Source organism: Kribbella sp. VKM Ac-2568, from assembly GCF_004345365.1.
Taxonomy (GTDB): Bacteria; Actinomycetota; Actinomycetes; order Propionibacteriales; family Kribbellaceae; genus Kribbella; species Kribbella orskensis.
On sequence record NZ_SLVF01000006.1, the window covers coordinates 127,874 to 154,571 of the forward strand.

At 68.5% G+C, this 26,698-nt stretch carries 25 protein-coding genes; 12 read left to right on the plus strand and 13 right to left on the minus strand.

Annotated features, from left to right (window positions below; genetic code table 11):
* The first annotated feature begins 1 nt into the window (after nucleotide 1).
* The 4 genes from EV648_RS18520 to pknB all read left to right on the plus strand — a co-directional run bounded on the left by EV648_RS18520 (nucleotide 2) and on the right by pknB (nucleotide 6,303).
* Nucleotides 2-1,408: a PP2C family serine/threonine-protein phosphatase gene (locus tag EV648_RS18520; RefSeq protein WP_132292797.1), complete on the plus strand. Its 1,407-nt coding sequence runs from the start codon at nucleotides 2-4 to the stop codon at nucleotides 1,406-1,408.
* Nucleotides 1,405-2,808 (plus strand): FtsW/RodA/SpoVE family cell cycle protein, encoded by a 1,404-nt coding sequence (locus EV648_RS18525; protein WP_132292800.1) that lies wholly within the window; start codon nucleotides 1,405-1,407, stop codon nucleotides 2,806-2,808. Before EV648_RS18520 ends, EV648_RS18525 begins: the two co-directional genes overlap by 4 nt.
* Nucleotides 2,805-4,256 carry a penicillin-binding protein 2 gene (locus tag EV648_RS18530; protein ID WP_132292803.1) on the plus strand — a complete coding sequence of 484 codons (1,452 nt, stop codon included), beginning with the start codon at nucleotides 2,805-2,807 and terminating at the stop codon, nucleotides 4,254-4,256. The genes EV648_RS18525 and EV648_RS18530 overlap by 4 nt, the downstream gene beginning before the upstream one ends.
* Nucleotides 4,257-4,410: 154 nt before the next feature.
* Nucleotides 4,411-6,303, plus strand: coding sequence for a Stk1 family PASTA domain-containing Ser/Thr kinase (gene pknB, locus EV648_RS18535; RefSeq protein WP_132292806.1), 1,893 nt, complete (start codon nucleotides 4,411-4,413; stop codon nucleotides 6,301-6,303).
* A gap of 71 nt (nucleotides 6,304-6,374) precedes the next feature.
* On the opposite strand, the gene EV648_RS18540 is transcribed toward pknB, so the two are convergent.
* Together EV648_RS18540 and EV648_RS18545 are read right to left on the minus strand one after the other, a co-directional pair.
* The gene (locus EV648_RS18540) at nucleotides 6,375-6,992 is read right to left on the minus strand and encodes an aminodeoxychorismate/anthranilate synthase component II (RefSeq protein WP_132292809.1); all 618 of its coding nucleotides are present in this window, start codon (nucleotides 6,990-6,992) and stop codon (nucleotides 6,375-6,377) included.
* Nucleotides 6,993-7,026: 34 nt separating this feature from the next.
* A complete protein-coding gene (locus EV648_RS18545) occupies nucleotides 7,027-7,797 on the minus strand; it encodes a DUF881 domain-containing protein (RefSeq protein WP_132292812.1) in 771 nt (256 codons plus the stop codon).
* A 106-nt stretch (nucleotides 7,798-7,903) separates the two neighbouring features.
* On the opposite strand from EV648_RS18545, the gene EV648_RS18550 reads away from it, so the two are divergent.
* Nucleotides 7,904-8,170 carry a cell division protein CrgA gene (locus EV648_RS18550; RefSeq protein ID WP_132292814.1) on the plus strand — a complete coding sequence of 89 codons (267 nt, stop codon included), beginning with the start codon at nucleotides 7,904-7,906 and terminating at the stop codon, nucleotides 8,168-8,170.
* A gap of 292 nt (nucleotides 8,171-8,462) precedes the next feature.
* Entirely contained in the window at nucleotides 8,463-9,071 is a 609-nt protein-coding gene (locus EV648_RS18555; protein ID WP_132292817.1) for a hypothetical protein, read from the plus strand.
* Here EV648_RS18555 and EV648_RS18560 read toward each other — a convergent pair.
* Nucleotides 9,040-9,957 (minus strand): alpha/beta hydrolase, encoded by a 918-nt coding sequence (locus tag EV648_RS18560; protein ID WP_132292820.1) that lies wholly within the window; start codon nucleotides 9,955-9,957, stop codon nucleotides 9,040-9,042. The two genes, EV648_RS18555 and EV648_RS18560, sit on opposite strands and share 32 nt — an antisense overlap.
* A 97-nt stretch (nucleotides 9,958-10,054) precedes the next feature.
* Between EV648_RS18560 and EV648_RS18565 the strand changes: the two genes are divergently transcribed.
* The 3 genes from EV648_RS18565 (at nucleotide 10,055) to EV648_RS18575 (ending at nucleotide 12,507) form a co-directional block, all read left to right on the plus strand.
* Nucleotides 10,055-10,588: an EXLDI protein gene (locus EV648_RS18565; protein WP_132292823.1), complete on the plus strand. Its 534-nt coding sequence runs from the start codon at nucleotides 10,055-10,057 to the stop codon at nucleotides 10,586-10,588.
* Between the two features lie 156 nt (nucleotides 10,589-10,744).
* Complete coding sequence (locus EV648_RS18570) at nucleotides 10,745-11,719, plus strand: ATP-binding cassette domain-containing protein (protein ID WP_132292826.1); 975 nt, start codon at nucleotides 10,745-10,747, stop codon at nucleotides 11,717-11,719.
* On the plus strand, nucleotides 11,716-12,507 hold the full coding sequence (locus EV648_RS18575) for an ABC transporter permease (protein ID WP_132292829.1): 792 nt from the start codon (nucleotides 11,716-11,718) through the stop codon (nucleotides 12,505-12,507). Before EV648_RS18570 ends, EV648_RS18575 begins: the two co-directional genes overlap by 4 nt.
* On the opposite strand, the gene EV648_RS18580 is transcribed toward EV648_RS18575, so the two are convergent.
* Nucleotides 12,504-13,211 carry a pyridoxamine 5'-phosphate oxidase family protein gene (locus EV648_RS18580; protein ID WP_241995343.1) on the minus strand — a complete coding sequence of 236 codons (708 nt, stop codon included), beginning with the start codon at nucleotides 13,209-13,211 and terminating at the stop codon, nucleotides 12,504-12,506. The genes EV648_RS18575 and EV648_RS18580 overlap by 4 nt on opposite strands.
* Before the next feature lie 76 nt (nucleotides 13,212-13,287).
* Between EV648_RS18580 and EV648_RS18585 the strand changes: the two genes are divergently transcribed.
* Nucleotides 13,288-14,640 (plus strand): PLP-dependent aminotransferase family protein, encoded by a 1,353-nt coding sequence (locus tag EV648_RS18585; protein WP_241995345.1) that lies wholly within the window; start codon nucleotides 13,288-13,290, stop codon nucleotides 14,638-14,640.
* Nucleotides 14,641-14,644: 4 nt separating this feature from the next.
* On the opposite strand, the gene EV648_RS18590 is transcribed toward EV648_RS18585, so the two are convergent.
* The 6 genes from EV648_RS18590 to EV648_RS18615 all read right to left on the minus strand — a co-directional run bounded on the left by EV648_RS18590 (nucleotide 14,645) and on the right by EV648_RS18615 (nucleotide 22,501).
* Nucleotides 14,645-15,547: a glycoside hydrolase family 43 protein gene (locus EV648_RS18590; RefSeq protein WP_241995348.1), complete on the minus strand. Its 903-nt coding sequence runs from the start codon at nucleotides 15,545-15,547 to the stop codon at nucleotides 14,645-14,647.
* Nucleotides 15,548-15,630: 83 nt separating this feature from the next.
* A complete protein-coding gene (locus tag EV648_RS18595) occupies nucleotides 15,631-17,871 on the minus strand; it encodes a family 43 glycosylhydrolase (protein ID WP_241995350.1) in 2,241 nt (746 codons plus the stop codon).
* A gap of 25 nt (nucleotides 17,872-17,896) precedes the next feature.
* On the minus strand, nucleotides 17,897-18,724 hold the full coding sequence (locus tag EV648_RS18600) for a carbohydrate ABC transporter permease (RefSeq protein ID WP_132292841.1): 828 nt from the start codon (nucleotides 18,722-18,724) through the stop codon (nucleotides 17,897-17,899).
* Nucleotides 18,721-19,662: a carbohydrate ABC transporter permease gene (locus EV648_RS18605; protein ID WP_132292844.1), complete on the minus strand. Its 942-nt coding sequence runs from the start codon at nucleotides 19,660-19,662 to the stop codon at nucleotides 18,721-18,723. Before EV648_RS18605 ends, EV648_RS18600 begins: the two co-directional genes overlap by 4 nt.
* 2 nt (nucleotides 19,663-19,664) lie before the next feature.
* The gene (locus tag EV648_RS18610; protein ID WP_132292847.1) at nucleotides 19,665-21,002 is read right to left on the minus strand and encodes an ABC transporter substrate-binding protein; all 1,338 of its coding nucleotides are present in this window, start codon (nucleotides 21,000-21,002) and stop codon (nucleotides 19,665-19,667) included.
* Nucleotides 20,999-22,501 carry an alpha-N-arabinofuranosidase gene (locus tag EV648_RS18615; protein ID WP_132292850.1) on the minus strand — a complete coding sequence of 501 codons (1,503 nt, stop codon included), beginning with the start codon at nucleotides 22,499-22,501 and terminating at the stop codon, nucleotides 20,999-21,001. Before EV648_RS18615 ends, EV648_RS18610 begins: the two co-directional genes overlap by 4 nt.
* A 171-nt stretch (nucleotides 22,502-22,672) precedes the next feature.
* Here EV648_RS18615 and EV648_RS18620 point away from each other — a divergent pair, with 171 nt between their 5' ends.
* A complete protein-coding gene (locus tag EV648_RS18620) occupies nucleotides 22,673-23,674 on the plus strand; it encodes a LacI family DNA-binding transcriptional regulator (RefSeq protein WP_132292853.1) in 1,002 nt (333 codons plus the stop codon).
* Here the strand turns inward: EV648_RS18620 and EV648_RS18625 are convergent.
* Nucleotides 23,671-23,916, minus strand: coding sequence for a hypothetical protein (locus EV648_RS18625; protein ID WP_132292856.1), 246 nt, complete (start codon nucleotides 23,914-23,916; stop codon nucleotides 23,671-23,673). The genes EV648_RS18620 and EV648_RS18625 overlap by 4 nt on opposite strands.
* Before the next feature lie 16 nt (nucleotides 23,917-23,932).
* Nucleotides 23,933-25,084 (minus strand): NAD(P)/FAD-dependent oxidoreductase, encoded by a 1,152-nt coding sequence (locus EV648_RS18630; RefSeq protein WP_132292859.1) that lies wholly within the window; start codon nucleotides 25,082-25,084, stop codon nucleotides 23,933-23,935.
* A gap of 109 nt (nucleotides 25,085-25,193) precedes the next feature.
* Between EV648_RS18630 and EV648_RS18635 the strand changes: the two genes are divergently transcribed.
* Nucleotides 25,194-25,862 (plus strand): TetR/AcrR family transcriptional regulator, encoded by a 669-nt coding sequence (locus tag EV648_RS18635; protein WP_132292862.1) that lies wholly within the window; start codon nucleotides 25,194-25,196, stop codon nucleotides 25,860-25,862.
* A gap of 38 nt (nucleotides 25,863-25,900) precedes the next feature.
* On the opposite strand, the gene EV648_RS18640 is transcribed toward EV648_RS18635, so the two are convergent.
* Nucleotides 25,901-26,662, minus strand: coding sequence for a rhomboid family intramembrane serine protease (locus tag EV648_RS18640; RefSeq protein WP_241995351.1), 762 nt, complete (start codon nucleotides 26,660-26,662; stop codon nucleotides 25,901-25,903).
* Between the last annotated feature and the right edge of the window lie 36 nt (nucleotides 26,663-26,698).

Genomic DNA, 26,698 nt, shown 5'->3' on the forward strand with positions numbered 1-26,698 from the left:
CATGACCTTGTCGCTCGACTACGCAGCACTGTCCGATGTCGGACGGGTGCGCCGCAACAACGAGGACTCCGCGTACGCCGGTCCGTACCTGCTGCTGCTCGCCGACGGCATGGGCGGAGCCGCCGCAGGCGAGGTGGCCAGTGCCGCCGCCGTCCAGGTGATCCGCCGGCTGGACAAGCCCGGCATCACCGGCCCGGACATGATGGAGGCGCTCGCGGGCGCCGTGCACCGCGCGAACGAACGGCTCTCCGAGCTGGTCGAGGAGGACCCCGAGCGCGAGGGCATGGGGTCCACCGTGACCGCCCTGCTGTTCGACGGACAGGAGCTGGGGCTCGCGCATCTCGGTGACTCCCGCGCCTACCGGATGCGGGACGGTCAGCTCCAGCAGCTGAGCCACGATCACACGTTCGTCCAGTCGCTGGTGGACGAGGGCCGGATCTCCAAGGAAGAGGCCTTCACCCATCCGCACCGCAACCTGATCCTCCGGGTGCTCGACGGCCGGCCGGACTCCGATCCGGACCTGGAGATGCTAGACGTCCGGGCCGGCGACCGCTTGATGCTGTGCAGCGACGGCCTGCCCGACTACGTGAGCGACCAGGTGATCGCCACCTCGATGGCGGAGGGTACGCCGGACTCCGTCGTGGTCGACCTGATCACGCACGCGCTCGAGGCGGGGTCGAACGACAACGTCACGTGCGTCGTCGCGGACGTGATCGAGACCGAGCCGACGAGTGGCACCCAGCCCCAGCTGGTTGGAGCAGCCGCCGAACTGGCGCAGGGCGGGACCGGCCCGGCCACGTCGACCCTGCGCGCGCAGGGCAGTGGCGAGGCGTCCGGCGGCGGTGCGGGTGACCTCGATCCCGAGGAGCTTCGCTACGCCCCACGCGCCCCGAAGCGGTTCCTCTGGCTGCGGCGACTCGCAGTACTGGCTGTTCTGCTGGGGCTTGTCGTCGGTGGCGGCTGGTTCGCCTACAGCTGGACGCAGAAGCAGTACTACGTGGGCACCGACGGCGACTACGTGGCGATCTTCAAGGGCGTGGACCAGCAGATCCCCGGGCTCACCCTGTCGAGCATGTACGAGAAGCAGACCCTGCAGGTGGACAAGCTGCCGACGTACAGCCGTGAGCAGGTGGAGGGCACGATCCAGGCCGACGACCTGAGCGCCGCGCGGTCGATCGTCAGCGAACTGCAGCGGACCGCCGAGGAGTGTGCCGCCAAGCAGACCCCGAAGCCGCCGACGACGACCCCGAAGCCGAGCACTCCGCCGGCGTCCGGCAAGCCGGTCACCACCCCACCCAAGCCCCCTGTCACCGTTCCCGCGTCGACCGCCCCATCGTCCGCACCATCGACGACCCCGTCCACGCCGGACGGATCGGTGAACCCCGACGACTGCGACGGGGTCCGATGAGTATCGCGTCGACCTCCGTCATCCAGATCATCCCGCGCTCCCGGCGCGGGGTGGAGCTGATGCTGCTCCTGATCGCGATCGGCGTCTCGGTCGGGGCCTACGTCAACATCGGCATCACCGTGCAGGACAAGGTGCCGGCCAGCACCGGGTACTACGCGGCCGGCATCGGCCTGCTCGCCTTCATCGCGCACATGGCCCTGCGCTACCGCGCCCCGTACGCCGACCCGGTGATCCTGCCTTGCGCGGTGCTCCTCAACGGCCTGGGTGTGGCGATGATCCACCGGGTCGACCTGGGTCTGGCGATCGCGGCCGAGGCGCGGGGAGCCACCCCGCGGGCGCCGGCCGCCCCGCAGCAGATCACCTGGACCGCGGTCGGCATCGTCTTGTTCCTGGTGGTCATCCTGGTGATCCGGGACCACCGCCGCCTGCAGGCTCTGACGTACACCGCCGGACTGGCCGGTCTGGTGCTGCTGATCCTGCCGTTGGTGCCGGGCCTCGGCGCGGACATCAACGGCGCGAAGATCTGGGTCCGCCTGCTCGGCATGTCCTTCCAGCCCGGTGAGTTCGCGAAACTCTGTCTGGTCGTCTTCTTCGCGGGTTACCTGGTGGTGAAGCGCGACGTGCTGACGCTGGCCGGCCACCGCTTCCTCGGCCTGGACCTGCCGCGCGCCCGGGACCTCGGTCCGATCCTGATCGCCTGGGGCGTCAGCCTCGGCGTGCTGGTCTTCGAGAAGGACCTCGGATCGTCGCTGCTGTTCTTCGGCCTGTTCCTCTTCCTGCTGTACGTCGCGACCGAGCGCGCCGGGTGGCTGCTGATCGGTTTCCTGCTCTTCGCCGGCGGCGCCTGGTTCGCGTACGGCACCTTCGGCCACGTGCACAAGCGGGTGGAGGACTGGCTGAACCCGTTCAACGAGCAGGGCGTCGGCCAGGTCGCGAACGCGCTGATGGGCCAGGCCTGGGGCGGTGTCCTCGGCCGCGGTCTCGGTCAGGGCCGGCCGGAACTGCTCGGTTTCTACGGCCAGAGCGACTTCATCATCTCCTCGTTCGGCGAGGAGCTGGGCCTGACCGGGCTGATCGCGATCATCCTGGTCTACACGCTGCTGGTGGAGCGGGGTCTGCGTACGGCGCTCGGCTGCCGGGACATCTTCGGCAAGCTGCTGGCCACCGGTCTGGCGATGTCGTTCGCGCTGCAGGTGTTCGTGATCGTCGGCGGAGTCACCGGGCTGATCCCGCTGACCGGTCTGGCTACGCCGTTCATGGCCTTGGGTGGTACGTCCCTGGTCGCCAACTGGGCGATCGTCGCACTGCTGCTGCGAATCAGTGACCAGGCCCGGCGGCCGCAGACCCCCGCGGCGCCGGTCTCCGACGAAACGATCGCCATGGCGGTGCAGAAGCAGTGAACTCAGCCATCCGACGACTGGCCGTGGCCGCGATCATCCTGATGCTCGCGCTGATGGCCAACTCGACCTATCTGCAGGCGTTCCGGGCCGGCGAACTGAACGGACGCAACGACAACCGCCGCGTCCGCGACGACCAGTTCTCGGTGAACCGCGGCCCGATCCTGATCGGCAGCACCCCGATCGCGCAGAGCAAGCCGTCCGACGACCGCTTCGAGTTCCAGCGCTCCTACCCGTCGGGCCCGGTCTTCGCTCCGGTCACGGGGTACTACTCCTATCTCTACGGCCGGTCCGCCATCGAGCTCACCCAGAACAGCCAGCTGAACGGCTCTGACCCGTCGATGGTGTTCCGCCGGGTGGTCGACGTGGTCACCGACCGGCGCCAGCAAGGGGCCAGCGTCTCCCTGACGCTGAACGCGGCGGCCCAGCAGGCGGCGTACAAAGGGCTGGCAGGCAAGAAGGGCGCCGTGGTCGCGATCGAGCCGAAGACCGGCAAGGTGCTCGCGCTCGTCTCCCGGCCCTCCTACGACCCGAACGAGCTCGCCGGCCACGACCTAACCAAGGTCAGCGCGGCCTGGAAGCGGCTCACCGAGGACCCGGACAAGCCGATGTCGAACCGGGCGATCAAGGAGCTCTACCCGCCGGGCTCGACCTTCAAGCTGGTCACCTCGGCCGCCGCGCTGTCGAGCGGCAAGTACACCCCGGAGACCAAGGTCCACTCGCCGGCCGAGTTGCCGCTGCCGCAGACCACGGTGCCGCTGGTGAACGAGAACGGCCGCAACTGCGGCGGCAGCGACAACGCGACGCTCACCGTGGCGCTGCGGAACTCGTGCAACACCGCCTTCGGCACGATCGGCCTCGACCTCGGTCCGGACGCACTCCGCGAGCAGGCCGAGAAGTTCGGCTTCGGCGAGCGGCAACTGCCCGAGCTGGGCGCGGTCGCCAGCCAGTTCCCGACCGACCCGAACCAGCCGCAGACCGCGCAGTCCGCGATCGGCCAGTTCGACGTCCGGGCCACCCCGCTGCAGATGGCGATGGTGGCGGCCGGGATCGCCAACCAGGGCGACGTGATGAAGCCGTACCTGGTGCAGAGCGTCCGGACCGCCGACCTGAAGACGGTGTCCGAGACCAAGCCGGAGTCGCTGCACCAGGCGATCACGCCGGAGGTCGCGAGCCAGCTGACCGCGATGATGGTGGACGTGGTGGAGAACGGCACCGGCAAGCCCGGCCGGATCGACGGCGTCCAGGTGGCCGGCAAGACCGGTACCGCGCAGACCTCCAAGGAGAAGCCGCCGTTCGCGTGGTTCACCTCCTTCGCGCCGGCGAACGACCCGAAGGTCGCCGTCGCGGTGATGATCGAGGACGCGAACGTGGCCCGCGACGACATCTCCGGCGGCGCGCTGGCCGCGCCGATCGCGAAGAGCGTGATGGAGGCGGTGCTGGGCCAGTGACGATGGGGCCGAGGATTGGGCCGAGGATGACGATGGGACGTCACCGGGTGACAGAGTGTCGACCGGACGAGCGCCCAGGGGTGGCCACCGCTACCGTGGGCAAACTGAGTGTGTTTTGGCCGAGCTGGATCCGCGCAGGTTGGAAGGCAGAGGAATGACATCGCAGGCACGTCTCGTCGGCGGGCGCTACGAAGAGGGCGAACCGCTGGGCCGAGGGGGCATGGCCGATGTCCGCAAGGGCGTCGACAACCGACTGGGCCGCACGGTTGCGATCAAGCGACTGCGGGTCGACCTGGCCAGCGACTCGACCTTCCAGGCCAGATTCCGGCGTGAGGCGCAGTCGGCCGCGTCCCTCAACCACCCGACCATCGTGTCGGTCTACGACACCGGCGAGGAGCCGGACCCGAACGGCTCCGGCGTCACCATCCCCTACATCGTGATGGAGTATGTCGCCGGCAAGACCCTGCGCGACCTGATCCGCGAGGGCCGCAAGATCATGCCCGAGCGGGCCCTGGAGATCACCTCCGGCGTGCTCGAGGCGCTCGACTACAGCCACCGGGCCGGCATCGTGCACCGCGACATCAAGCCCGGCAACGTGATGCTGACCCCGCAGGGCCAGGTCAAGGTGATGGACTTCGGCATCGCCCGGGCCGTCGCGGACACCTCGTCCACGATGACCCAGACGGCGGCCGTGATCGGCACCGCGCAGTACCTGTCGCCCGAGCAGGCCCGCGGCGAGACCGTGGACGCGCGGTCCGACCTGTACTCGACCGGCTGCCTGCTGTACGAACTGCTCGTCGGGCGGCCGCCGTTCGTCGGCGAGTCGCCGGTGTCGGTGGCCTACCAGCACGTCCGGGAGGAGCCGGCCCCGCCGTCCTCCTTCGACCCGGACATCCCGCCGGAGGTCGACGCGGTCGTGCTGAAGGCGCTGACCAAGAACCGTGAGCACCGCTACCAGAGCGCTTCCGAGATGCGCCAGGACATCCACCGGGTGCTGGCCGGGCAGCAGGTGACCGCGCCGATGGCCGCGGTCGCCGAGACCCGCGCGATCCCGGCCACCGCGGTCTCCCCTGCCACCCAGGCGTACGGGCAAGGCCAGGGCGGCGACATGCTGCCGCCGGACGACGGGCTCGACGAGGCCCAGGAGGCTCGGGCGCGGCGCAACCGTGGCCTTGCGTACTTCCTGCTCGGCCTGGCGATCGTGGCCGTGGCGGTCGGCGCGTACGCGCTGATCACCAACATGGGCAACGACGGCAACGGCGGGAACAACCAGCCGCAGCAGGTCGCCGTGCCCAGGGTCGTCGGCGCCTCGCTGCCCGCGGCCACCCAGACACTGGCCGACCAGGGGCTGAAGATCTCCGCCACGTCGGCGGCCAGCAACACGGTGGGCAAAGGCCTGATCATCACCCAGAGCCCGGGCGCGTCGACGATGGTCGACAAGGACACCACGGTGGCCGTGGTGGTCTCGGCCGGACCGAACACCTTCCCGGTGCCGGACGTGATCGGCAAGTCGGAGTCGGAGGCCCGGACGCTGATCGAGGATTCGCCGGGCAAGTTCGAAGTGGCGAGCAAGACGGTCGAGCAGGCCAACGAGGCCAAGGCCGGCACGGTGCTCGCGGTCAGCCCGGACCCAGGCGGTCAGTACGCGCCGGGCACCACGTTCACCCTGACGCTCTCGACCGGCAAGGTGCAGGTCGAGGTGCCGGACGTCACGACCGCTCAGCAGGACGATGCGACGAAGACGCTGAAGGACCTTGGGCTGAGGGTGGGCTACAGGCAGCAGGAAGACCCGAACGCGGTCGAGGAGACGGTGCTCGCGCAGAGCATCAAGCCGGGCACGAAGGTCGAGAAGGGCACCCTGATCACCCTGACGATCGCGCTCAAGCCCGAGCAGCCGAGCACGCCGCCGAGCACCCCGCCGACGTCCACTCCGACTGACCCGAACACGCCGCCGATCACGATCGGTGGCGGCGGGTCCGGCGGCGAAGGCGGTGGCCAGGGCAGCGGCAACCCGAACGGAACCGGCAGTGGAAGCGGCAATCCCTGACCATCGGGACGGACCATGAGGAGAGAGGCCGCGGGACGTGTCCCGCGGCCTTTCTCTTTGCCCTGCTGTGACTAGCTGACGACGGGGGCCATGCCGGCCGAGCGGGCGACAGCGTCCGGGTCGCCGCAGATCTCGAGCCAGTTCGCCAGCATCCGGTGGCCGCCCTCGGTGAGCACGGACTCCGGGTGGAACTGGACGCCCTCGACCCGGAGGTCCCGGTGCCGCGCGGCCATGATCACGCCTGCCTCGGTCCGGGCGGTCACCTGCAGCACGTCCGGCACGCTGTCCTCGGCGATCGCGAGCGAGTGGTACCGGGTCGCGGTGAACGGCGACGGCAGTCCGGCGAGCACCCCGGCGCCCTCGTGGAAGACCTGGCTGGTCTTGCCGTGCAGGAGCTCATCCGCGCGGCCGACCACCCCGCCGTACGCGACGCCGATCGCCTGCAGTCCCAGGCAGACGCCGAAGATCGGGACCTCGCCGCCCTTCTCCCTGACGATGTCCACGCACGCGCCGGCTTCTTCCGGCGTACCGGGGCCCGGGGAGAGCAGCACCCCGTCGTACTGCGAGACGTCGTCCGGGGTGACCTCGTCGTTACGCAGCACGACGGTCTCGGCCTGGAGTTGCTGGAGGTACTGCACCAGGTTGTAGACGAAGGAGTCGTAGTTGTCGACGACAAGGATCCGCGGCATGCGGTCCATTGTCACAGAGCCGGAGACGCTGTGGTCAGCGACCGCTGCTGGACGGACTCGCGCTCGGCGTCTTCTCGAACCCCGGCACGGTCGCGCTCTGCAGGTCCAGGGTGCCCTCGTAAGCCGGCATCGCGATAGAGGACTCGTTCTTCACCTCGTAGCCGAGCTGGAACTTGACCACGTAGTCCTGCAGATTGTCGATGTACTGCGAGTCGTCGAGGGCCTGCTGCAACTTCCGCCGGTCCCCGATCGCGGTGATCTTGTACGGCGGCAGGTAGGGCACGCCGTGCAGCACCACGGAGTTGCCGACGCACTTGATCCCGGTGGTGGAGATCACCCGGTGGTTCTGGATCGACAGGGCGTCCGCACCGCCGGCCCAGAGCGCGTTCACCACGGCCTGGATGTCCTGCTGGTGGATCACCAGCCAGTCGGCGTCGACGTCCGGGTTGTCCTTGACCACCTCGGGCGGGGCGTCCTTGAGGGTGACGGTGAGACCCGGGCCGGTGACCGGCGTCGTCCCGACCTGCTCGGACAGGTCCTTGAGCTGCTTGGCCAGCTGCGGTTCGATCGAGCCCTGCTGGGTCTGCAGCTTCTCGATGTCCTGGGTCAGTGCGGCGTGCTGGCGGGTCAGCAGAGCGCTGCGTCTGCTCTGCTCCTCGACCAGGCCGGCAAGCGTAGTGTTACGACTGGGCCTCAGGTCAGTACCCCGAGCGTTGGTCGCACTGGTCGCGAAGAGGAGCCCGGCGCACAGCAGTGCCACCGGCGCACCCGCGCGCCAGAGCGAAAAACGCCTCAGCCTGCTCACCCGTGCTCCCCTTGTTCTGGCCTGCACTACGCTAACCGAGGCCAGAGCCAGCTTACGTGTCCACTGAAAAGTCCACTGCCAAGTGTCCGTTACGAGGAGTCGAGTCGTGCCCGAGTCGAGCAGTCGCAACAAGAAGAAGTCTTCATCTGACAAGGTGAAGGTGGAGAAGACTCCGAAGAAGCCGCGCACCACCAGCCGCGTGTGGGTCGCGCCGCTGATGCTGGCCTGCTGGCTGCTCGGACTCGCCTGGCTGGTCGTCTTCTACGTCGCCGGCCAGGACATCCCGGTGATGCGCGACCTGAACAACTGGAACCTGCTGATCGGCATGGGCCTGATCGCCGCCGGTTTCGTCGTCTCCACCCAGTGGGTCTGACCCTTCCGGTACCTCTGACCCTCGGACCTCGCCGGCGATCGGGCGCAACCGGCGCAGGTCCGTGGTGAATTACAGGCCTGTGGTTATCCACATGGGTATCCCCAGCTGTGCACAGTTTTCGGGGGTGTTGTCCCCAGGTTGTCCCAAGGTTCTGAACGGCTGGCCGCGAAGACCGGCCAAATCTGTGGATAAAGGTGGTTTGATCACCGCTTTATCCACAGCTGGGGAGTACTGCGAGGCGTAACGTCGGCAGAGCCGGATCCCCGGCAACGGAGACGGGGAGGGTCTCACGATGTTCGTTCAGGTCATTCAGGGGCAGGTAGCAGATGCCGAGCAGGCGCATGCCGCGCTCGACCGGTGGGCCGAGGAGCTGGCTCCCAACGCGGCCGGCTGGCTCGGCACCACGGCAGGTGTCACCGACGACGGCCAGCTGATCATGCTGGCCCGCTTCGAGTCGGAAGCGGCGGCCCGGCGCAACAGCGAACAGCCGGACCAGGACAAGTGGTGGGGCGAGATGTCGTCGCAACTGAGCGGCGCGGCCACCTTCCACGACAGCGACGACGTGGTCACCGATGTCGTCGGCGAGCCGAACTCGGCCGGCTTCGTCCAGGTGATGCAGGGCCAGGGCAACAATCCGGACCGGGCCCGTGAGCTGATGAACACCGACCAGGACAAGTGGGCGGCCTTCCGGCCGGACATCGTCGGCACGATGGCGGCGATGTACGGGGACGGCGAGTACACGATGGCGATGTACTTCACCTCCGAGGCCGAGGCCCGCGTAGGCGAGCAGAAGGAACCACCGCCGGAGCTGAAGGCGCAGATGGACGAGCTCAACGCGATGTCCACCGGCATGCCGACCTTCTACGATCTCAAGCACCCCTGGCTGTACTCACCCCGCTGAGGAGGGTGGTCAGGCGGGCCGCGAAGTCCGCGGGGAACTCGTGGGTCAGGCCGGGAACGCGCTCGATGCTGAGTCCGAACTCTGACAGCCGTTCGCCGGCCTCGTCCACAACCTGCAGCAGCTCGTCGTCGGTACCGATCACGACGCTCGCCGGGGACAACGGGCCCTGAGCTTCCGCCGGCAGCTCCCGCAATGCCGGAGCCAGTACTACGACGCCTGCCGCGGGCGCGGGTCGTCCTGTCAGGGCCCAGTCGAGTGCCACCCGCCCGCCGGCCGAGAATCCGGCTGCGATCAACGGCAGCCCGCGGAGTTCCCCGGGAAGCTGCTCGAGCGCCCGGGCCAGGTCCCGCTCGGCCGCTTCCTTGTCAGGCCAGGTCCGGTACATCGGAGACATCAACCGCGACGACTCCACCCCGACCAGCGTAAAGCCGAGCTCGAGCACCGCGGCCCAGTCCTTCATCGCATGCGAAGCCCGCTGGCCGGCGCCGTGCAACGCCACCACGACACCCCGTACGCCGCCACCCTCCTGCGGGAGGGCGACCAGAGGTGGGTCTTCGACGGTGATCCGGCGGTCGCGGGAAAGCTCCACCAGTTTCTGGAAGCCGGGGAGGGCCTGGAGGGGAGCCAGATCGTCGTCCTCGGTGAGGATCGACTCCTCCCACCAGCCGCCGTCGTCGCTCGCCTCTTGAAGGACCCGGAGCGCCTCGGCCGCTTCTCCGATCGACCCGAGAACGCACGCCCTGAGGTGGGCCAACTCGGCCGACCATGGGCGGAGCTCGGGATCCACGTTCTCCAGCAGGTCCAGCGCAACCGGCTGCAGGCCCTCCTCGTACAGGGCGGCAACGCGGTCGGTCAGCCGGTCGTAGCGGGCCTCGGGAGTATCCATCCGACGATCCTGGCAGGCTTGGACGAGGTTCGTCGCAAATATATGTAGACATCTACGTAGTGGCCTACGTATAGTTCTACGTAGGAGGAGAGAGACCATGCCGAACAAGACGATCTACGTTTCCGACGACGACCTGGCGCTGTACAAGCGGGCCCAGGAACTCGCCGGCAACCTGTCCCAAGCGATCTCCATGGCGCTGCGGCGGTACGTGGAGATGGAGGAAGGCCGGCTCGAGGGCTTCGAGGAGATCACCGTCCGGGTCGGGCGCGGAACAGGCCGCCAACAGCGGTTCTCCGGCGTCCTGATCGCCGAGGGCGGCCGCTCGAACAAGAACGGTTACGAAGCCTTCAAGGTCTACCGCAGCCGGACCGGGAAGTTCGTCCTGCACGCCGACCGACGCCAGCAGTACAGCAGTGTCACCACCGTCGACGGTGAGGAGCAGAACTTCACCGGCTGGCGGAGCTGGATCGGCAGCCTTGCCACCAACCAGACCTGGAGCATGGCGCAGGGCGAGGCCACGCTGCACGTCGTCGAGACGGTCGAGGAACTGCGCGAGCTGATCCCGGCCGACCTCTACGCGATGGTCGAGGAGGCGGCTGACCATCCCACCGTGGAGGACCTCGACATCTGACCTTCCACCACCCACCAACTGAACACCGCTGATCCCACCGACGGCGGCTCGCAGCACGAGCCGGCCGGCTGGTTCAGCACGCCCTGAATCTCCTCCTCCGAACCCCCTTAGGCCACCTGGGTCAGGTTCGCCCTGCCCGAAAACAAGCGAGGAACCATGAACAGCTCAATCCCGGCGATCGACGTCCGCGGGCTGCACAAGTCCTACGGCGACAAGCTCGTGCTCGACGGCATCGACCTGAACGTTGCCGAAGGCACCATCTTTGCCCTGCTCGGCCCGAACGGCGCCGGCAAGACCACGGCCGTCCAGATCCTGTCCACCCTGATCACCGCCGACGCCGGCGAGATCCGGGTCGCGGGGCACGATCTGCACAGCGACCCCGAAGCGGTTCGCGCCGCGATCGGCGTCACCGGCCAGTTCTCCGCGGTCGACGGTCTGCTGACCGGCGAGGAGAACCTGATCATGATGGCCGACCTGTACCACCTCGGCCGCGGCGAAGGACGCCGCCGGGCAGCCGAGCTGCTGGCGCAGTTCGACCTGGCCGAGGCCGGCAAGAAGCTGGCCATGACGTACTCCGGCGGCATGAAGCGCCGGCTCGACCTCGCGATGACGCTGGTCGGGAGCCCACGGATCATCTTCCTGGACGAGCCGACGACCGGACTCGACCCGCGCAGCCGGCACAGCATGTGGCAGCTCATCCGTGAGTTGGTCGCCGGTGGTGTCACGGTCCTGCTGACCACGCAGTACCTGGACGAAGCGGACCAGCTCGCCGACCAGATCGCCGTACTGGACCACGGCAAGCTGGTTGCCCAGGGCACCCCGGAGCAGCTGAAGCGGCTGGCACCGGGTGGACACATCCGGCTCCGGTTCAACGCGCCGGAGGAGTTCGCCCTGGCCGGCCAGGTGCTGCCGACGGCCGGCCGGGATGACGACGCACTGGTGCTCCAGGTGCCGAACGACGGCAGCGTGCACTCGCTGCGCGCCCTGCTGGCCCGGATCGACGACGCCTCCCTCGAAGTGGACGAACTCACCGTCCACACCCCTGACCTCGACGACGTGTTCTTCGCCGTCACCGGTCAGCCCACCACCAACGCCACCACCGACACCGACGAGAAAGCGACGAGCAAATGAGCACCGTTTCCTACCCGATGGCCGACACCGCCACGATGCTGCGCCGCAACCTGCGACACGCCCAGCGCTACCCCGGCCTGTCGCTCGGCGCCCTAGGGATGCCGGTCATCATGCTGCTGCTGTTCGGCCTGGTCTTCGGGGACACCTTCTCGGCCGGTATCGGCGGAGGGAGTGGCTTCGACTACATCGACTTCCTCACCCCCGGCATCCTGCTGATGTCCATCGCGTCCGGGACGATGTCGCCCGCGGTCGGTGCCGCGATGGACATGAGCGAGGGGATCGTGGCCAGGTTCCGGACGATGGCGATCTTCCGGCCGGCCGTGCTGGCCGGGCACGTGCTGGGCAACGTGATCGTGACGACCGTCAGCCTGGCCCTGGTGGTCGGCTTCGCCATGCTGCTCGGGTTCCGCCCGACCGCGTCGCTCGGGGACTGGCTGCTGGCGAGCGGGTTGCTGGTCGCACTGACCTTCGCCCTCACCTGGTTCGCGATCGCGCTGGGCCTGAAGAGCAAGACCGCGGAGGGGGCGAGCAACATCGTCCTGCCGATCAGCCTGCTGCTGCCCTTCCTGAGCACCACCTTCATCCCGCTGGCGTCGATGCCGAGCGGCATCCGCTGGTTCGCCGAGTACCAGCCGTTCACCGTGATCATCGACACCCTGCGCCACCTGCTGCTGGGAATGCCGATGGACAGCGGCAACGGCTGGCTCTCCATCGCCTGGTGCGTGGCCATCGCGATCGTCGGCTACGCCTGGGCCCAGAAGAGCTACAACAAGGGGACAGCGGCCTAAGAAGGTGCGCCGAGCAGGTTCGCTCTGGTCCGGACGTGGGCCGGGACGAGCAGATCGCAATCGTCGTTGGTGACGGGTTCGCCGGCCACGACGCGGAGCGGGATCACACCAGTCCAGTAGGGCAGGTCGAGATCCTGCTCCTCGTCGTTGGCGGCACCGGCCCGGGTCTTCACCGAGGCCTCGGTGAGCGACAGCGCCAGGACCGAGGTCTTGGCGAGTTCCTTCCGGTTCGGCGGCCGGACCGCGGTGGATCGTCCGGGCACCAGGTGGTCCACGATCCGGTTCAAGCCGTGCAGCTTCTCGTCCGGATCCGTGACGAGTCGCGGGACTCCGAAGATGACCGCGGACCGGTAGTTCACCGAGTGGTGGAACGCCGACCGGGCGAGCACCAGCCCGTCGGTGTGCGTGATGGTCACGCAGATCGTCTGCTCCGGGGCCGCGACCACGCTCCGCGCGGCGACCGAACCATGCAGATAGAGCGTCCCGTCCGGCCCCGCGTCCAGATCCACCCCGTACGCCGTCGGCAGGACCAGGGGGTATCCGTCGACGACCACGCCGAGGTGGCAGAACATCCCGTCGGTCAGGACCTCGGTCAGCGCCGCGCGATCGGAGGCGGCGCGCTCCTTCGACCGGCGCAGCGAGGTCCGGTCCGTCGGCTGGAGCGGAGTGGCGGTGGCGGCTGTTGCGTCGGTCAAGGTGGTCATGGTCCCAGCGTGGCGACTCAATGGCATGCTGGCACGGTCCATTCACCGACGAATCAGGTAGTCCACTTTGGACAGCTTGCTGCCACTGATCCTCAGCCGCGACGGCGCCGGCCCGCTCCACCTGCAGTTGGCCGAGCAGTTCCGCGCGGCCATCCGGGACGGGCGGCTCCAGGCCGGGCACCGGCTGCCGTCCACCCGCGACCTGGCGAAGGAGTTGTCGGTGTCGCGCTCGGTGGCGCAGGCGGCCTACGACCAACTGCACGCCGAGGGCTGGATCGCGGGGAAGACCGGCTCGGGCACCTACGTCGCGGACGTAGTACCGCTGCAACCGGCTCAGCGGGTGGCGCGCCCACCGCAACCGGAGGCTGAGGAACTGCTGTCGTTGCGGCCGGGGATCCCGTACATCGGGGCCGAGGCCGATTCGGGGTGGCGCCGGGCCTGGCGCGAGGTGTCGACCCAGGTCCCGGCGCGGGGTTACGACCATCCGGCCGGGCTGCCCGCGTTGCGAGCGGCTTTGGCCGAGCACGTGGGTCGCGTCCGTGGAATCCCGTGCGGACCGGAGAACCTGCTGATCACCAACGGCACCACGCACGGGCTGCGGCTGCTGCTGGCGGTGACCCGGGCCGCGGGCGACCGGATTGCGATCGAGGATCCGGGCTACCTGAACGCCGCCACCGCGGCACACGACCACGGACTCCAGGTTGTGGACATCCCTGTGGATGAAGACGGTCTGCGGGTCAGCGAGCTCGGCCCGGACCTCGCCGCGGTCTATGTCACGCCGTCGCACCAGTACCCGCTCGGCGGCCGGCTACCCGTTGCCCGACGCAACGAGCTGATCCGGTGGGCACGCCGTACCGGGGCGACGTTGATCGAGGACGACTACGACAGCGAGTTCCGGTACGACGTCGCGCCGCTGCCCGCGCTGGCCCAGCTCGACCTCGACCGGGTGGTCCACCTCGGCACGCTGTCGAAGATGCTGAGCCCCTCGCTCCGGCTCGGCTGGCTCGTCGCCTCGCCGTCCGTGGTCGACCGGCTCGCGGACCATCGCGCCGAGTCGGGGGACTGGCCGGGCTGGCCGATGCAGACCGCCCTGCTCGCCATGCTCCGCGACGGCTACCTGGACCAGGTCGTCCGCCGCTCCCGCCGCCTGTACGCCGAACGCCGCAACCACACCTGCTCGGTACTGGCGCCGTACGGGCAGATCGTCGGTCAGGACGCCGGGCTCCACATCACGCTGGTTCTGCCCGACTCCTTCGACGACCGGGTTGTTGCGGCGAAGGCCCGGGCAGCTGGCGTCGTGGTGGCCCCGCTGTCCGAGTACCGCCGGTCGATCCCAGGTCCGCCAGGCCTGGTGATCGGCTACGCCACCCCGTCCACCGAGGATCTCAACCGTGCGCTGCAGATCCTCGGTGGAGTTCTCGAGAGCTGAGGACTCAAGGCTTCGACGGGTTGTCCCGCAGGGGCGGCTGGACCTTCGGGGTGTCGCCGTCCCAGGTGAGCTCGGAGAGCCACATGGTGCGGCCGGGTGGATCAACGCCGACCAGCGCGGGATCCCAGGCGTGGTACACGAACCAGTACCGGTCGTCCTTGACTAGCACCATGTTGTGGCCCGGCCCGGCGGCGTCGGCCGAGGTGGTCAGGATGGGGTCGCCGGACTTGGCGCAAGGACCGGCTGGAGTCTCGCAGAGCGCGTGACCGACGGCGTAGGTCTCCTTGTCGTAGGCGTTCGCCGAGTAGAAGAGGTGGAACTTCCCCTCCCGCTCGACCAGGTACGGCGCCTCGACCAGGTTGCCCTCCCACGGCAGGGTCTGCTTGATCAGCCGGGTGGTCTCGCCGACCAGGGAGAGCCCGTCGGCGGACAGCCGCGAGACGTAGATCCAGGTGTCGACGCCGATCGCATTGCCGTCGTTCTTCCAGTAGAGCCAGCGCTGCCCGCTCGAGTCCTGGAACGGGCTCGCGTCGATCGAACCACCCTCAGCTGGCTGACAGATCAGGGGTTTGCTCGACTTGTCGACATAGGGACCTTGTGGCTGCGAGGCGACGGCGACGCCCACACACTGCCGGTGCGACTCGTTGTCGTCGGTCGTGTAGTACATGACGTAGCGATCATCAGCGTGTACTGCGACCTCGGGCGCCCACACCTTGCCCGCTGTGGTCCAGTCGGGCAGCGACGGCAACGCATCACCCACCTGGTCCCACGCCACCAGGTCCGTCGACCGCAGCGTCTGGATGTTGCCCAGCGGGCCGTTCGTGGCGAAGGCGTAGTAGCCGTCGTCCACCGCGATCACATGGGGGTCGGCGAAGTTGCTGTCATAGACAGGGTTCGTGAAGCCCATGGTTGCTCCTTCAGCGGCGCTGCCGGAGTCGCTACAGCCACCGAGAACAGCCAGTAGCAGTAGCAACCCCGGCCAGCGCGTCATCACTTGCTCGCGTAGAACCGCAGGTAGTCGAAAGTAGCCACCGGCGGCGGGTTGGACCCGGTCTGGTCGCCGTGCGCGTAGAGCCCGAGCTTGGGAGTCACCCCGGCCGGCAGCACCCAGGACGCACCCCAGGTCCACTTCTTGCCGTCGATGCTCGTCCCGGCCCGGTACACGTGCTCACCGGCCGCATTGCGGTGGTAGGCGAGCCGCATCCACATGGTCGGCGCCGGACGCCCGATCGCCGCGCCGCCGTAGCTGGTCGCTCCATCAGACGGCCGAGCCACCAGTTCACGGCCGAACTCTGTCTGCCGGGTCCGCCAGATAGCCACGTCACCAAGCCGGGCGAAGTCGTCGTCGTTCAGGTAAGCGATCATCCCGGCCTGCTGGTAGTTGCGGATGTCGTTCTCGCCGAGATCGAGGTGCAGCTTGGTCTCCGCGATCCACTTGTCCCCGGCGGGGACCTGGTGGAAGAGCAGCCCGGCGTTGTTGCCGGACCCGACCAGGTCGGTGTTCTGCAGCGGCCACGACAACTTGCCGTCAGCAACAACCGCGTTGGCGTCGGGGCGTACCCAGGACCACCCGGCGCCGAGCCCGCCGTCGGAGAACTCGTCACCTGCCAGGAGCTTGCCCGCTTCCGGTACGGCGGCCTCACGGCGTACGGGGTCTGCCACGGGGCGGACGGTGAGGTTGTCCAGCTCGGCCGAGCCCAGCCAGCTCACCGGCGCCGACCGCACCTTCAACCCCGGTACTGCGAGTCGCGCCTCGGCGTAGAGATCACCGAGCCCGGCATCGTTCAGGCGGGCGGTGACAGTTGTCCCGGCGACCTGAACGCTGAAGTTGTTCCACTGCGAGCGGTCGAAGTCGGCGGGCAACGCCGCAGTGGCGGTACGCCCACCAGCCACAATGGTGATCTTGCTGCCGCTGACAGTGGCAGCCACTGTGCCGGCACCGAGAACAGTGGTGAGGCTGTTTCCCAGTTTCACGTTCGCCTCGACCCGGACCGAGCCGTCAGGCGCAGCCTGCTTGGTCGTCGCCGCACCTCGGATGGACGCAGTAGGACCACCAAGCGAGTCACCAGCCAGCCTGGTCGCACCCCAGAGGCCTCCGGCGGGGTCGGTCGAGGTGATCCCTGCCGCGGAACCGGTGGTCGGCGCGGGCTGCGGGCTGTCGGACGGGCCGAGCCCGGCGCGGGTCCGCGGCCAGCCGTCGATCCAGTCGATCCGGTCGATCAGCATCGGCCGCCGGTTGATCCCGAACGGGTCGGTCAGCCAGGGCGACCCGCGGTCGATCGCGTGGTAGACGATGTGGTCCTGCCCGGCGGCGTCGGTGATGAACGCGTGGTGGCCCGGGCCGATCCACTTGTTGCCGTTCTGGGTGATCACCGTGGTGCCGCCGACGCGGGACTCGTTCAGGTCCGCGCCGTCCTTGTCCAGGAACGGCCCGCGTGGCGACTTCGACCGGCCGGCGAAGACGGAGTACCCGGTGGTCGGGCCCGCGCAGCAGTTCATCGACGAGCCCATCAGGTAGTACCAGCCGTCTCGGTAGACGACGTACGAACCCTCGTAGCGGTCGCCGATCGTCACCTGGGTCGGGGTGCCGACCGAGTGCAGGCCGTCCGGCGAGAGTTCGGTGACGGAGATGCCGCCGTAGAAGCCGCCGGTGTAGAGGTAGCGCTTGCCGTCGGCGGCGGTGAGCATGGCCGGGTCGATCGTGCCGAAGTAGCCGCCGTTGCCGTCGGGCTTCGGTGCGACCACCGGGCCGTCGGTCGCGGTCCACGGGCCTGCCGGGGTCGGTGCCGTCGCCACGCCGATCGCGGGATCGCCGCCAGGGTTGGCGGCGGTGTCGGTGACGGTGAAGTACATGACGTACCGGCCGCCGAAATAGCGGATGTCGGGCGCCCAGAAGAACGAGCCCGGCGCGGCCCACGAAGGCTTGGTGTTGTCGTTGAAGACCGTACCCAGGTACTCCCAGGAGCCGAAGTCCTTGGTCCGGGCCATGTGCATCAGCCCGAACGGGCCATTGGCGACGAGCGGGTCGGAGGTGGCGTAGGCGTACCAGTAGCCGTCGCGGCCCTGGATGATCGCCGGGTCCGCGAAGGTGTCGGCGAACGAGGACGAGATCGCGTTCTGGGTCGTGACGGGTTGCGGGTTCGGCGGCGTGGCGGCAGCGGCCGTAGTACCGGCTGCCACCGTCGCCACGGCGACTGCCGCGGCCAGTAGTCGCTGGCGGTTTCGAGGCACGGGCGGGTTCCTCTCAGATAATTGGTCAGCCTTTGATGCCGCTGTTCGCGACACCTTCGATCACATAGCGCTGGACGAAGACGTAGAGGATCAGCACCGGTACGGCGGCCACGGTCGCGCCCGCCATGATCACCGGGTAGTCCGTCGTGTAGGCGCCCTGGAGCAGCGTCAGACCGGCGGGCAGGGTGAGCCGCTCAGGGCTGAACAGCACGAACAGCGGCCAGACGAAGTCGTTCCAGTTCGTCAGGAACGACAGCACCGTCAGGGTGGCCAGCGCCGGCTTGGCGTTGGGCAGGATGATCCGGCTGAAGACGGTCCAGGCGTTCGCGCCGTCGATCAGCGCGACCTCCTCGAGTTCCTTCGGGATGGCCAGGAAGAACTGCCGCATGAAGAACACCCCGAAGGCACCGGCCGCGCCGGGGACGATCAGCGCCGCCAGCGTGTCCAGCCAGCCGAGGTTGTCCATCAGCAGGTAGTTCGGCATCAGGAAGACGAACCCGGGCACGAACAGCGTCAGCAGGATGAAGCTGAAGATGGCGTTCTTGAACCGGAAGTTCATCCGGGCCAGCGCGTAGCCGGCCATCGAGGCCACCGTGACCACCAGGAGCGAGTGCAACGCGGCCGCGGCGAAGCTGTTCAACGCCCAGCGCAGCACCGGGTTCTGACCGCCGGTGGTGAGGATCTCGCCATAGGCACGGCCGGTCGGGTCCTGGGGGATCAGCGTCGGCGGATCGGCCTGCGACTCACCGACGGTCTTGAACGAGGTGATCACCATCCACAGCAGCGGGAGGATCACCAGCAGGGTCAGCAGGATCACCATCACCCAGAACGCTGCCGACGGACGGCGCCTCATGACTTGCGCTCCCTGACCACGGCGAAGACGACCAGCGCGACGACCGCCAGGCAGAGTGCCAGCAGGTAGCTCATCGCCGTCGCCTGGCCCATCCGGAACTGGCTGAAGCCGGTGTCGGTGATCACCATCAACGCCGTCGTGGTCGTGTCACCCGGACCACCCTGGGTGATCAACACCGACTGGCCGAACATGTTCGCGCTGGCCAGCAGGGTGATGATGACGATGAAGACGGTGACCGGCCGCAGCCCCGGCAGGGTCACGTTGCGGAACTTCTGCCACCCGTTCGCCCCGTCCAGCTCGGCCGCCTCGTACTGCTCGGGCGGGATGTCCTGCAGGCCCGCGAGGTAGATGATCGAGTTGAAGCCGGCCGTCCACCACACGGTCACCGCCACCAGCGCGACGAACGCCCAAGGCTGTTCTGTGGTCCAGCCGATCTCGGAGATGCCGAACAGCCCGAGGAACGCGTTCAGGATGCCGAAACTGGTGTCCAGGATGTACCGGAACATCAGGCCGATGACGGCCACGCCCAGCACGAACGGCGCGAAGTACACCGCCCGGAAGAACGTCCGGCCGGGGAACTTCCGGTTCAGCAGCACGGCGAGACCGAGCGGCAACCCCACCAGGAAGGGCACCGAGGCGACCGTGAAGATCCCGGTCGCCCGCATGCTGTGCCAGAACGGCTCGGCCGTCGCCGACAGCGGGTCGAACAGGTCCTTGTAGTTCTGCAGTCCGACGAACGGCTTGCCCGGCAACTGGAAGTCCCAGTCGTGCAGACTCATCCAGAAGCCGAAGATCGCCGGTCCGATCACGAACAGTAGGAACAGCACCAGATACGGCGCCAGGAAGAGGTACGGCGTCGCCCGCCCATACCCGCGGACCGCGGTGGAAGTGCGGGTGCGGCGCCTGCGCACCGCACCCGCACTGGCCTGGACCGTCATCCCTACGCGCCGTACTTCTTGCGGTTGGCCTCCAGGATCTTGTCTGCCCGAGCCGCCGCGTCGGCCAGCGCCTTGCCCGGTTCCGCCTTCAGCAGCACCGATTCGTTCACGGCCTTGTTCAGCTCGGCCAGCGCGTCACCGATGCCGGGCACCGGCGGCGGGAAGTGCAGGTCGTCGATCTGGGTGGCCAGCGCGGCCTGCTCCGGCAGCGCCTTGAACTCGGCGGACTCCCGGACCTGCTTGCGGGCCGGCACCTGACCGCCCTTCGCCCACTCCAGCGACTTCTGGCTGACGTAGTTCACGAACACCCGGGCGGCGCTGGACTTGTTCTGGTCCGGCGTCTTCAGCTTCGGCAGCACGAACTGGTGCGAGCCCGCCCAGGCCGCCTTGGTGCCACCGATGTTCGGCAGCGGGGCGACGCCCCACTCCAGGCCCTTCTTCTCCTTGAAGGTGTTGATGTTCCAGATGCCGTTCCAGACGAACGCATTCTTGCCGTTCATCACGGCGATGTTGTCCGCGTCCTGGGCGACGTTCTTCGGGCTGTGGCCGTTCTTCACCAAGTCGCTGAACCAGGAGAGCGCCTTGACGCCGCCCTCCTCGTGCCAGGTCGCCTTGGAGGAGTCGGAGTTGAACAGCTCGCCGCCGAACTGCCAGAGCAGCGCCTGCACGCTGAGCACGCCCGTGAACGGGAACGGCGTCGCCCAGTGGCCCTGAATGCCCTTGCTCTTGAAAGCGTCCAGAGCGGCGGCGTACTCGTCGGCGTTCGTCGGGGGCTTCGCCGGGTCGAGGCCGGCCTTCGTCATGACCGCCTTGTTGTAGAAGAAGCCCAGCGGGTGCACGTCCAGCGGGATGCCGTATCGCTTGCCGTTGTACTCGCCGGCCTTCCAGACGACGTCGGAGAAGTCTTCCTGCTTGAGCTCGAGCGCCTTCGCCACGTCGTCCAGCGGCTCGATCACGTTGCGCGCGGCGTTGGTGGCGAGCGAGTCGACGTGCATGATCGCGACCGCGGGACCGCGTCCGCTGCTCACCGCGGTGGGCAGCTTGGTGTAGTAGTCGGCCCACTGCATCACGGTCATCTTGACCTTGATGTTCGAGTGCTCGGAGTTGAACTGGTCGACGATCTTGCGCATGTACGGGCCGTCGCCGCCGGTGAAGCCGTTCCAGAAGTCGAGCTCGACGTTCGGACCGTCGTAGCCCTTCGCGCCGCCGTCGCCGGTCGCGGGCGCCGCGCCTGGCTTGCCGGCCGAGCCCTCGCCGCAACCGGAGAGGACTGCCGCGCTAGCACCTATTCCAAGTGCGCCGATACCGCCCAGCACTAGTCGCCGGTTGATGGTGTTCACCGTGTACCTCCAGGGGAGAGCCTGATCATGTGCCACGAAGCAGGGGGCAACGTGGCCGTGCAGATGTCATTGGTGACCTCGGTGCCGTCGATCCCGCGAGGGACCACCCGGTCGGGGTCTTCGGCGGTGTTCACCGCGCTGCGGTCGTCGTCGTACAACGCGACGTGCTCGATCACCTGGAGACCCGGCTGTACGGGGACCTCCAGGTCGACCTTGTCGGTCTCGCTCCGGTTGACCACGAAGATCACCACCTCGCCGGTGCCCTCCTCGTACGTCGCGGTGCTCCAGAGGGCCGGTACCCGCCCGTAAGCCGCCGTGTCCACGTCGGGGCCGGTGATCTCGGTCCGCAGTACGGTCGAGCCGGCGTGCTTCGCGGTCAGCGCGAACGGATGGAAGATCGTCTGCCGCCAGGCGGAGCCGCCGGGGTCGGTGCGGATCGGGCCGATCACGTTCACCAGTTGCGCCAGGCAGGCGATCTTCACCCGGTCGGCGTGCCGGAGCAGGGTGATCAGCAGGCTGCCGACCACTACCGCGTCGTCGACGGTGTAGGTGTCCTCGATCAGCGGGCTCACCTCGCGGATGTCGAGGCCGAGCTCACCAGGGAAGCGCTGCTGGTACCAGACGTTCCACTCGTCGAACGACAAGGTGATCTCCTTGTCGCTGCGCTTGAGCGCCTTGACGTGGTCCGCGGTGGCCACCACCGAGCTGATGAAGCGGTCCATCTCCTCGGCGGCCGCGAGGAAGCTGGCCTGGTCGCCGCCCATCGGCTCGTAGTACGCGTGCAGCGAGATGTGGTCGACCAGGTCGTAGGTGCGCTCGAGGACAGTGCGCTCCCAGTCGGCGAAGGTCGGCATGTGCCGGTTGCTCGACCCGCAGGCGACGAACTCGATGCCGGGGTCGACCCGGCGCATCGCGTTCGCGGTCTCCTCGGCGAGCCGGGCGTACTCCTCGGCGGTCTTGTGGCCGATCTGCCAGGGACCGTCCATCTCGTTGCCCAGGCACCACACCTTGATCGCGTGCGGCTCGGTCGCGCCGTTGGCGACGCGGCGGTCGGGCAGTTCGGTGCCGCCCGGCAGGTTGCAGTACTCGAGCAGCTCGACGGCCTCCCGGATGCCACGGGTGCCGAGGTTGACCGCCCAGATCGGCTCGACGCCGGCCTTGCGCGACCAGGCGACGAACTCGTCGGTGCCGAACTGGTTGGGCTCGATCGCGCGCCAGGCCAGGTCGAGCTTGCGGGGCCGGCCCTCCTTCGGGCCGACGCCGTCCTCCCAGTCGTAGTTCGAGACGAAGTTGCCGCCGGGATAGCGGACCGCGGTGACGCCCAGCTCCCGGACCAGGTCGAGCACGTCCTGGCGGAAGCCGTCCGGGTCGGCCGACGCGTGCCCCGGCTCGTAGATGCCGGTGTAGACGCAGCGGCCCATGTGCTCGACGAACGAGCCGAACAGGCGCCGGTCCAGTGCACCGACCACGAAGGCGGGATCGACCGCGAGACGTGCCACTGAGATCCTCCAGGAGATCTTTACAACGATTAACCCGGATTTCTACAACGATTGACATCGCTTGTAAAGGGGTGACCATTGACTCAGGTGGTCTTGTCGCCGTGCTGTGACCCGGCCACCCGCCCGGATCGGCATGACACACTCGGCGCAGCACGGGTGGAGGGAGTTCGGATGACGACCAGACTGAGCGACGTGGCGGCGCGGGCCGGCGTCTCGGTGAAGACGGTGTCCAACGTCATCAACGACTACCCGCACATCACCTCGCAGACCCGGGCCAAGGTCGAGGCGGCGATCGCTGCACTCGACTACAAGCCGAACGTCAGCGCCCGCTCACTGCGCAAGGGCCGCTCCGACTTCATCGCGCTGGCCATCCCGGAGATGGCCTCGCCGTACTTCGCGGAGCTGGGCGCGGCGATCAGCCGGGCCGCCAAACGGCGCGGCATCACCGTGCTGATCGACCAGACCGAGGGTGAGGCCGCGGCCGAGAAGCTCGTCCTGGACGGCATGCGCGGCCAGTTGATCGACGGCATCATCTTCTCGCCGATCACCACCGCACCCGCGAAGATCGGCCTGGCCGACACCGCGAAACCCCTGGTCCTGCTGGGCGAACGGCACCCGGGCGGTCACTTCGACCACGTAGCCGTCGACTCGGTGCAGGCCTCGTTCGACGCGACCACGCACCTGATCTCGATCGGCCGGCGCCGGATCGCCGCGATCGGTGTCGGCGGCGGCGCGGGCACGGGAACCGTTCGGCGCAAGGGCTACCGGAAGGCGCTGAAGGCCGCGGGGCTCGAGCACGACCCCGCGCTGGAGCTGGCCGGCACGGGGTACCACCGCGACGATGGCGCCGCCTCGATGCGGGAGTTGCTGGCGTTGCCGGAGCCACCGGATGCCGTGTTCTGCTTCAACGATCTGCTCGCGCTCGGCGCATTGCGGACTCTCGCGGACGCAGGATTGTCAGTGCCGGGCGACGTGGCGGTGGTGGGGTTCGACGACATCGAGGACGGCCGGTATCACTCGCCGTCGCTGACGACGATCTCGCCCGACAAGGAATGGCTGGCAGAGAACGCGGTCGGCGTACTGCTCGACCGGATCGCCGGCAACGGTGCGGCCGACCGCCGCGACCTCACCGTCCCCTACACCTTGCAGATCAGGGAATCGACCAACGGCTAGAAGGCCGCCGCGCAGGTGGTGAAGTTGGCGGTGACGCTCGCGCCGCGGGCCACCGTGACCTGGCGGGTCTCCAGCACCTGACCCGTCGGGCGGTCACACGTCATCGTCCACGACTCGGTTCCGCCTTGCTGGACGACGATCGGGCGGGTCGACGGCTTGGTGTGCCAGATGTAGCCGCCACCCGCCGCGACCACCATCGTGGTGACCCGGTGGTAGCGGTTCGGCGGGTGGGGGCGGGTCAACCCTCAGCGGTGGCCGTCAGCGGTGAATGGCTGAGAGCTGCTTGGAGAGCCCGCGACGGAACGCCGGCAGGTGCGACAGCAGGTGGAGGCCGAGGTTGCGGATCCGCCGGACGCCCGCGGGCGCAGTGGCCAGCCGGGTCAGCCGGTGGGCGAAGGTGACCACCCGGACGGCCTCGGCGCGGCTGACGGTCGCGTACTCGTCGAGCAGCTTCTCGTCACCGTTCTTCAGCGCCTCGGAGAGCGCGTCGCCGAGTGCGACCGCATCGCGCAGGCCGAGGTTCATGCCCTGGCCGCCCGCCGGGCTGTGCGTGTGCGCCGCGTCCCCGGCCAGCACGATCCGTCGGTCCCGGTAGCGATCGGCGACCCGCTCGTGGATCCGGAATCGCGATCCCCAGACCACCTCGGTGACCGGCGCGCGCTTGCTCTGCGGACCGCGGACATCGAGGAGCTGCTGGGCGTACGCGAGGTCCGGGTGTTCCGGCGCCTCGTCGACCTCCGCGACGAGCCGGAAGGACCCGTCGGGCAGCGGAGCGACCACGAGCATGCCGGGCTTGGAGAAGTACAGCAGTACCTGGTCTGTCGGCAGGCCACTGTCCACCCTGACGTCGACCAGCGTGAAGTTCAGCGCGAGCGCATCCTTGTGGTCGTACCCGAGGCCGGCCAGATCGCGGATCTTGCTGTTCATCCCGTCGGCGGCCACGACGTACTGGGCCTTGATGGTGTCACCGCTGTCGAGAGTGACCTCGGCTCCGTCGGCAGTCTGGGTCACCCCGACCGCGGAGTACGGCCGGTGCACCGAGCCGCCGAGCTCCTCGAGGCGCTCGAGCAACACCTGCTCGGTCAGGTACTGCGGGACCATCAGGACGTAGCGGTAGTCGGTCGGCAGCTGGTCGAACCGCACGGGAATCAGCGTGCGGTCGCCGTCGCGGATGTCGAACCGCTCGGCGTGGATGCCGAGCTCGGTGAGCCGCTGGGCGACGCCGACCTCCTCGAGCATCTCCAGCGTCCTCGGGTGGATGACGCATGCCCGCGAGGTGTTCGCTCCCGCCGCCAGCCGGTCGACGACCACGACCTCGTGCCCGCGGCCCACCAGCGAGGCAGCCACCGTCAGCCCCACCGGTCCGGCTCCCACGACGACGACCTCGGCCCGTTCCGGAATCCCGCTCATCAGAATCTCCTCTACCTGTCAGGTCAACACCTGTTGGCCAACGCTTGTTGACTTCGACTGTAGGTCGCCTTGCTGGCCAAGTCAACACCTGTTGACCTACGGTGGGGGCATGACCGAGACAGCAGCGGAGACCGCCGGGGGGCGGCGTTCGGACCGGACCCGGGCGGCGATCCTGACGGCGGCCCGGGAGCGGTTCGCGGCCGACGGGTACGAGCGCGCGACGATCCGGGCGATCGCGGCGGACGCGACGATCGACCCGGCGATGGTGATGCGCTACTTCGGCAACAAGGAGAAGCTCTTCGCCGCGGCCGCCGAGTTCGACCTGCGGCTACCTGATCTCAGTGCGCTGCCGCGCGAAGAGCTCGGCGCGGCGCTGACCAGCCATTTCCTGGACCGGTGGGAGGGCGACGAATCCCTGAAGGCACTACTCCGGGCCAGCGTCACCAACGAGGTCGCAGCCGACCGAATGCGCGAACTCTTCGCGGCCCAGTTGGGCCCGATGATCGCAAAACTGTCTGCCTCGACCGCGTCGGCCGCCTCTTCGGCAACCGCGGGCGGCGCGAACACTGTCGACGCGGCGAGCTCGGTCGACGTGGCGACGAGGGCCGGCCTGGTCGCGACCCAGGCACTCGGCTTCGCGCTCTGCCGGTACGTCCTCGCGCTACCGCCCGTCGCGAACCTCTCCCGCGAAGAAGCAGTCGCCTGGCTCGGCCCCACCATCACCCGCTACCTGACCGGCACCCCTAGTACCGGCACCCGACAGGCCAACACCTCTTAGTACCAGTCCAGCACGCAGCCGCGGCCAACGCCGTGAAATCAGGTGCGGGCTTTGCTGCGGCGGCGTTTGGTGTCCTGGAGGAAGATCCAGGCGACGGCCGCGCCGGTGACGAAGCCGCCGAGGTGACCTTCCCAGGAGATGTTCGGGATGGTGAACGAGATCACCGCGGTGATCGCCACGTAGGCGATGATCCAGGTGACGTCGAGACCGCGAGCCCGGCTGATCACCAGCAGCGCGCCGACCAGGCCGAGTACCGCGCCGGACGCGCCGAGCGTGGCGCTGATGGGCGAGCCGAGGAGCCAGACCGCGACGCTGCCGCCGAGTGCGGACAGCAGGTAGAGCACTGTGAACCGGAGCCGGCCGAGCATCTGCTCGAGCGGCGGACCGACCACGTAGAGCATGAAGAGGTTCGAGAAGATGTGGAAGATCTGCACGTGGGTGTAGGCCGACGTGAGCAGCCGCCACGGCTCGGTGTCCACCAGCACCGGGACCAGCACGAGGTCGTTGGCGACCTGGGGGCTGCCGGTCCGCACCACGATGAACACCAGCACGTTCAGGGCGAGCATGGTGAGCGTGACGATCGGCGTGTTCCCGCGCGCCACGCCACCCAGCGACGTACGGGTGCGGGGGATCGACTTCACGCCCTCGTTGAAACACGACGGGCACTGGAAGCCGACGGCCGCGCTGTTCATACAAGCCGGGCAGATGGGCTTGTCGCAGCGCTGGCAGCGAACGCCGGCCGGCCGATCCGGATGCCGGTAGCAGACGGTCTCGGTCACGCCGTGGCCCTCTCCAGTCATGAAAGGTACGGGCCGGCCGCCTCGGCGGCCGGCCCG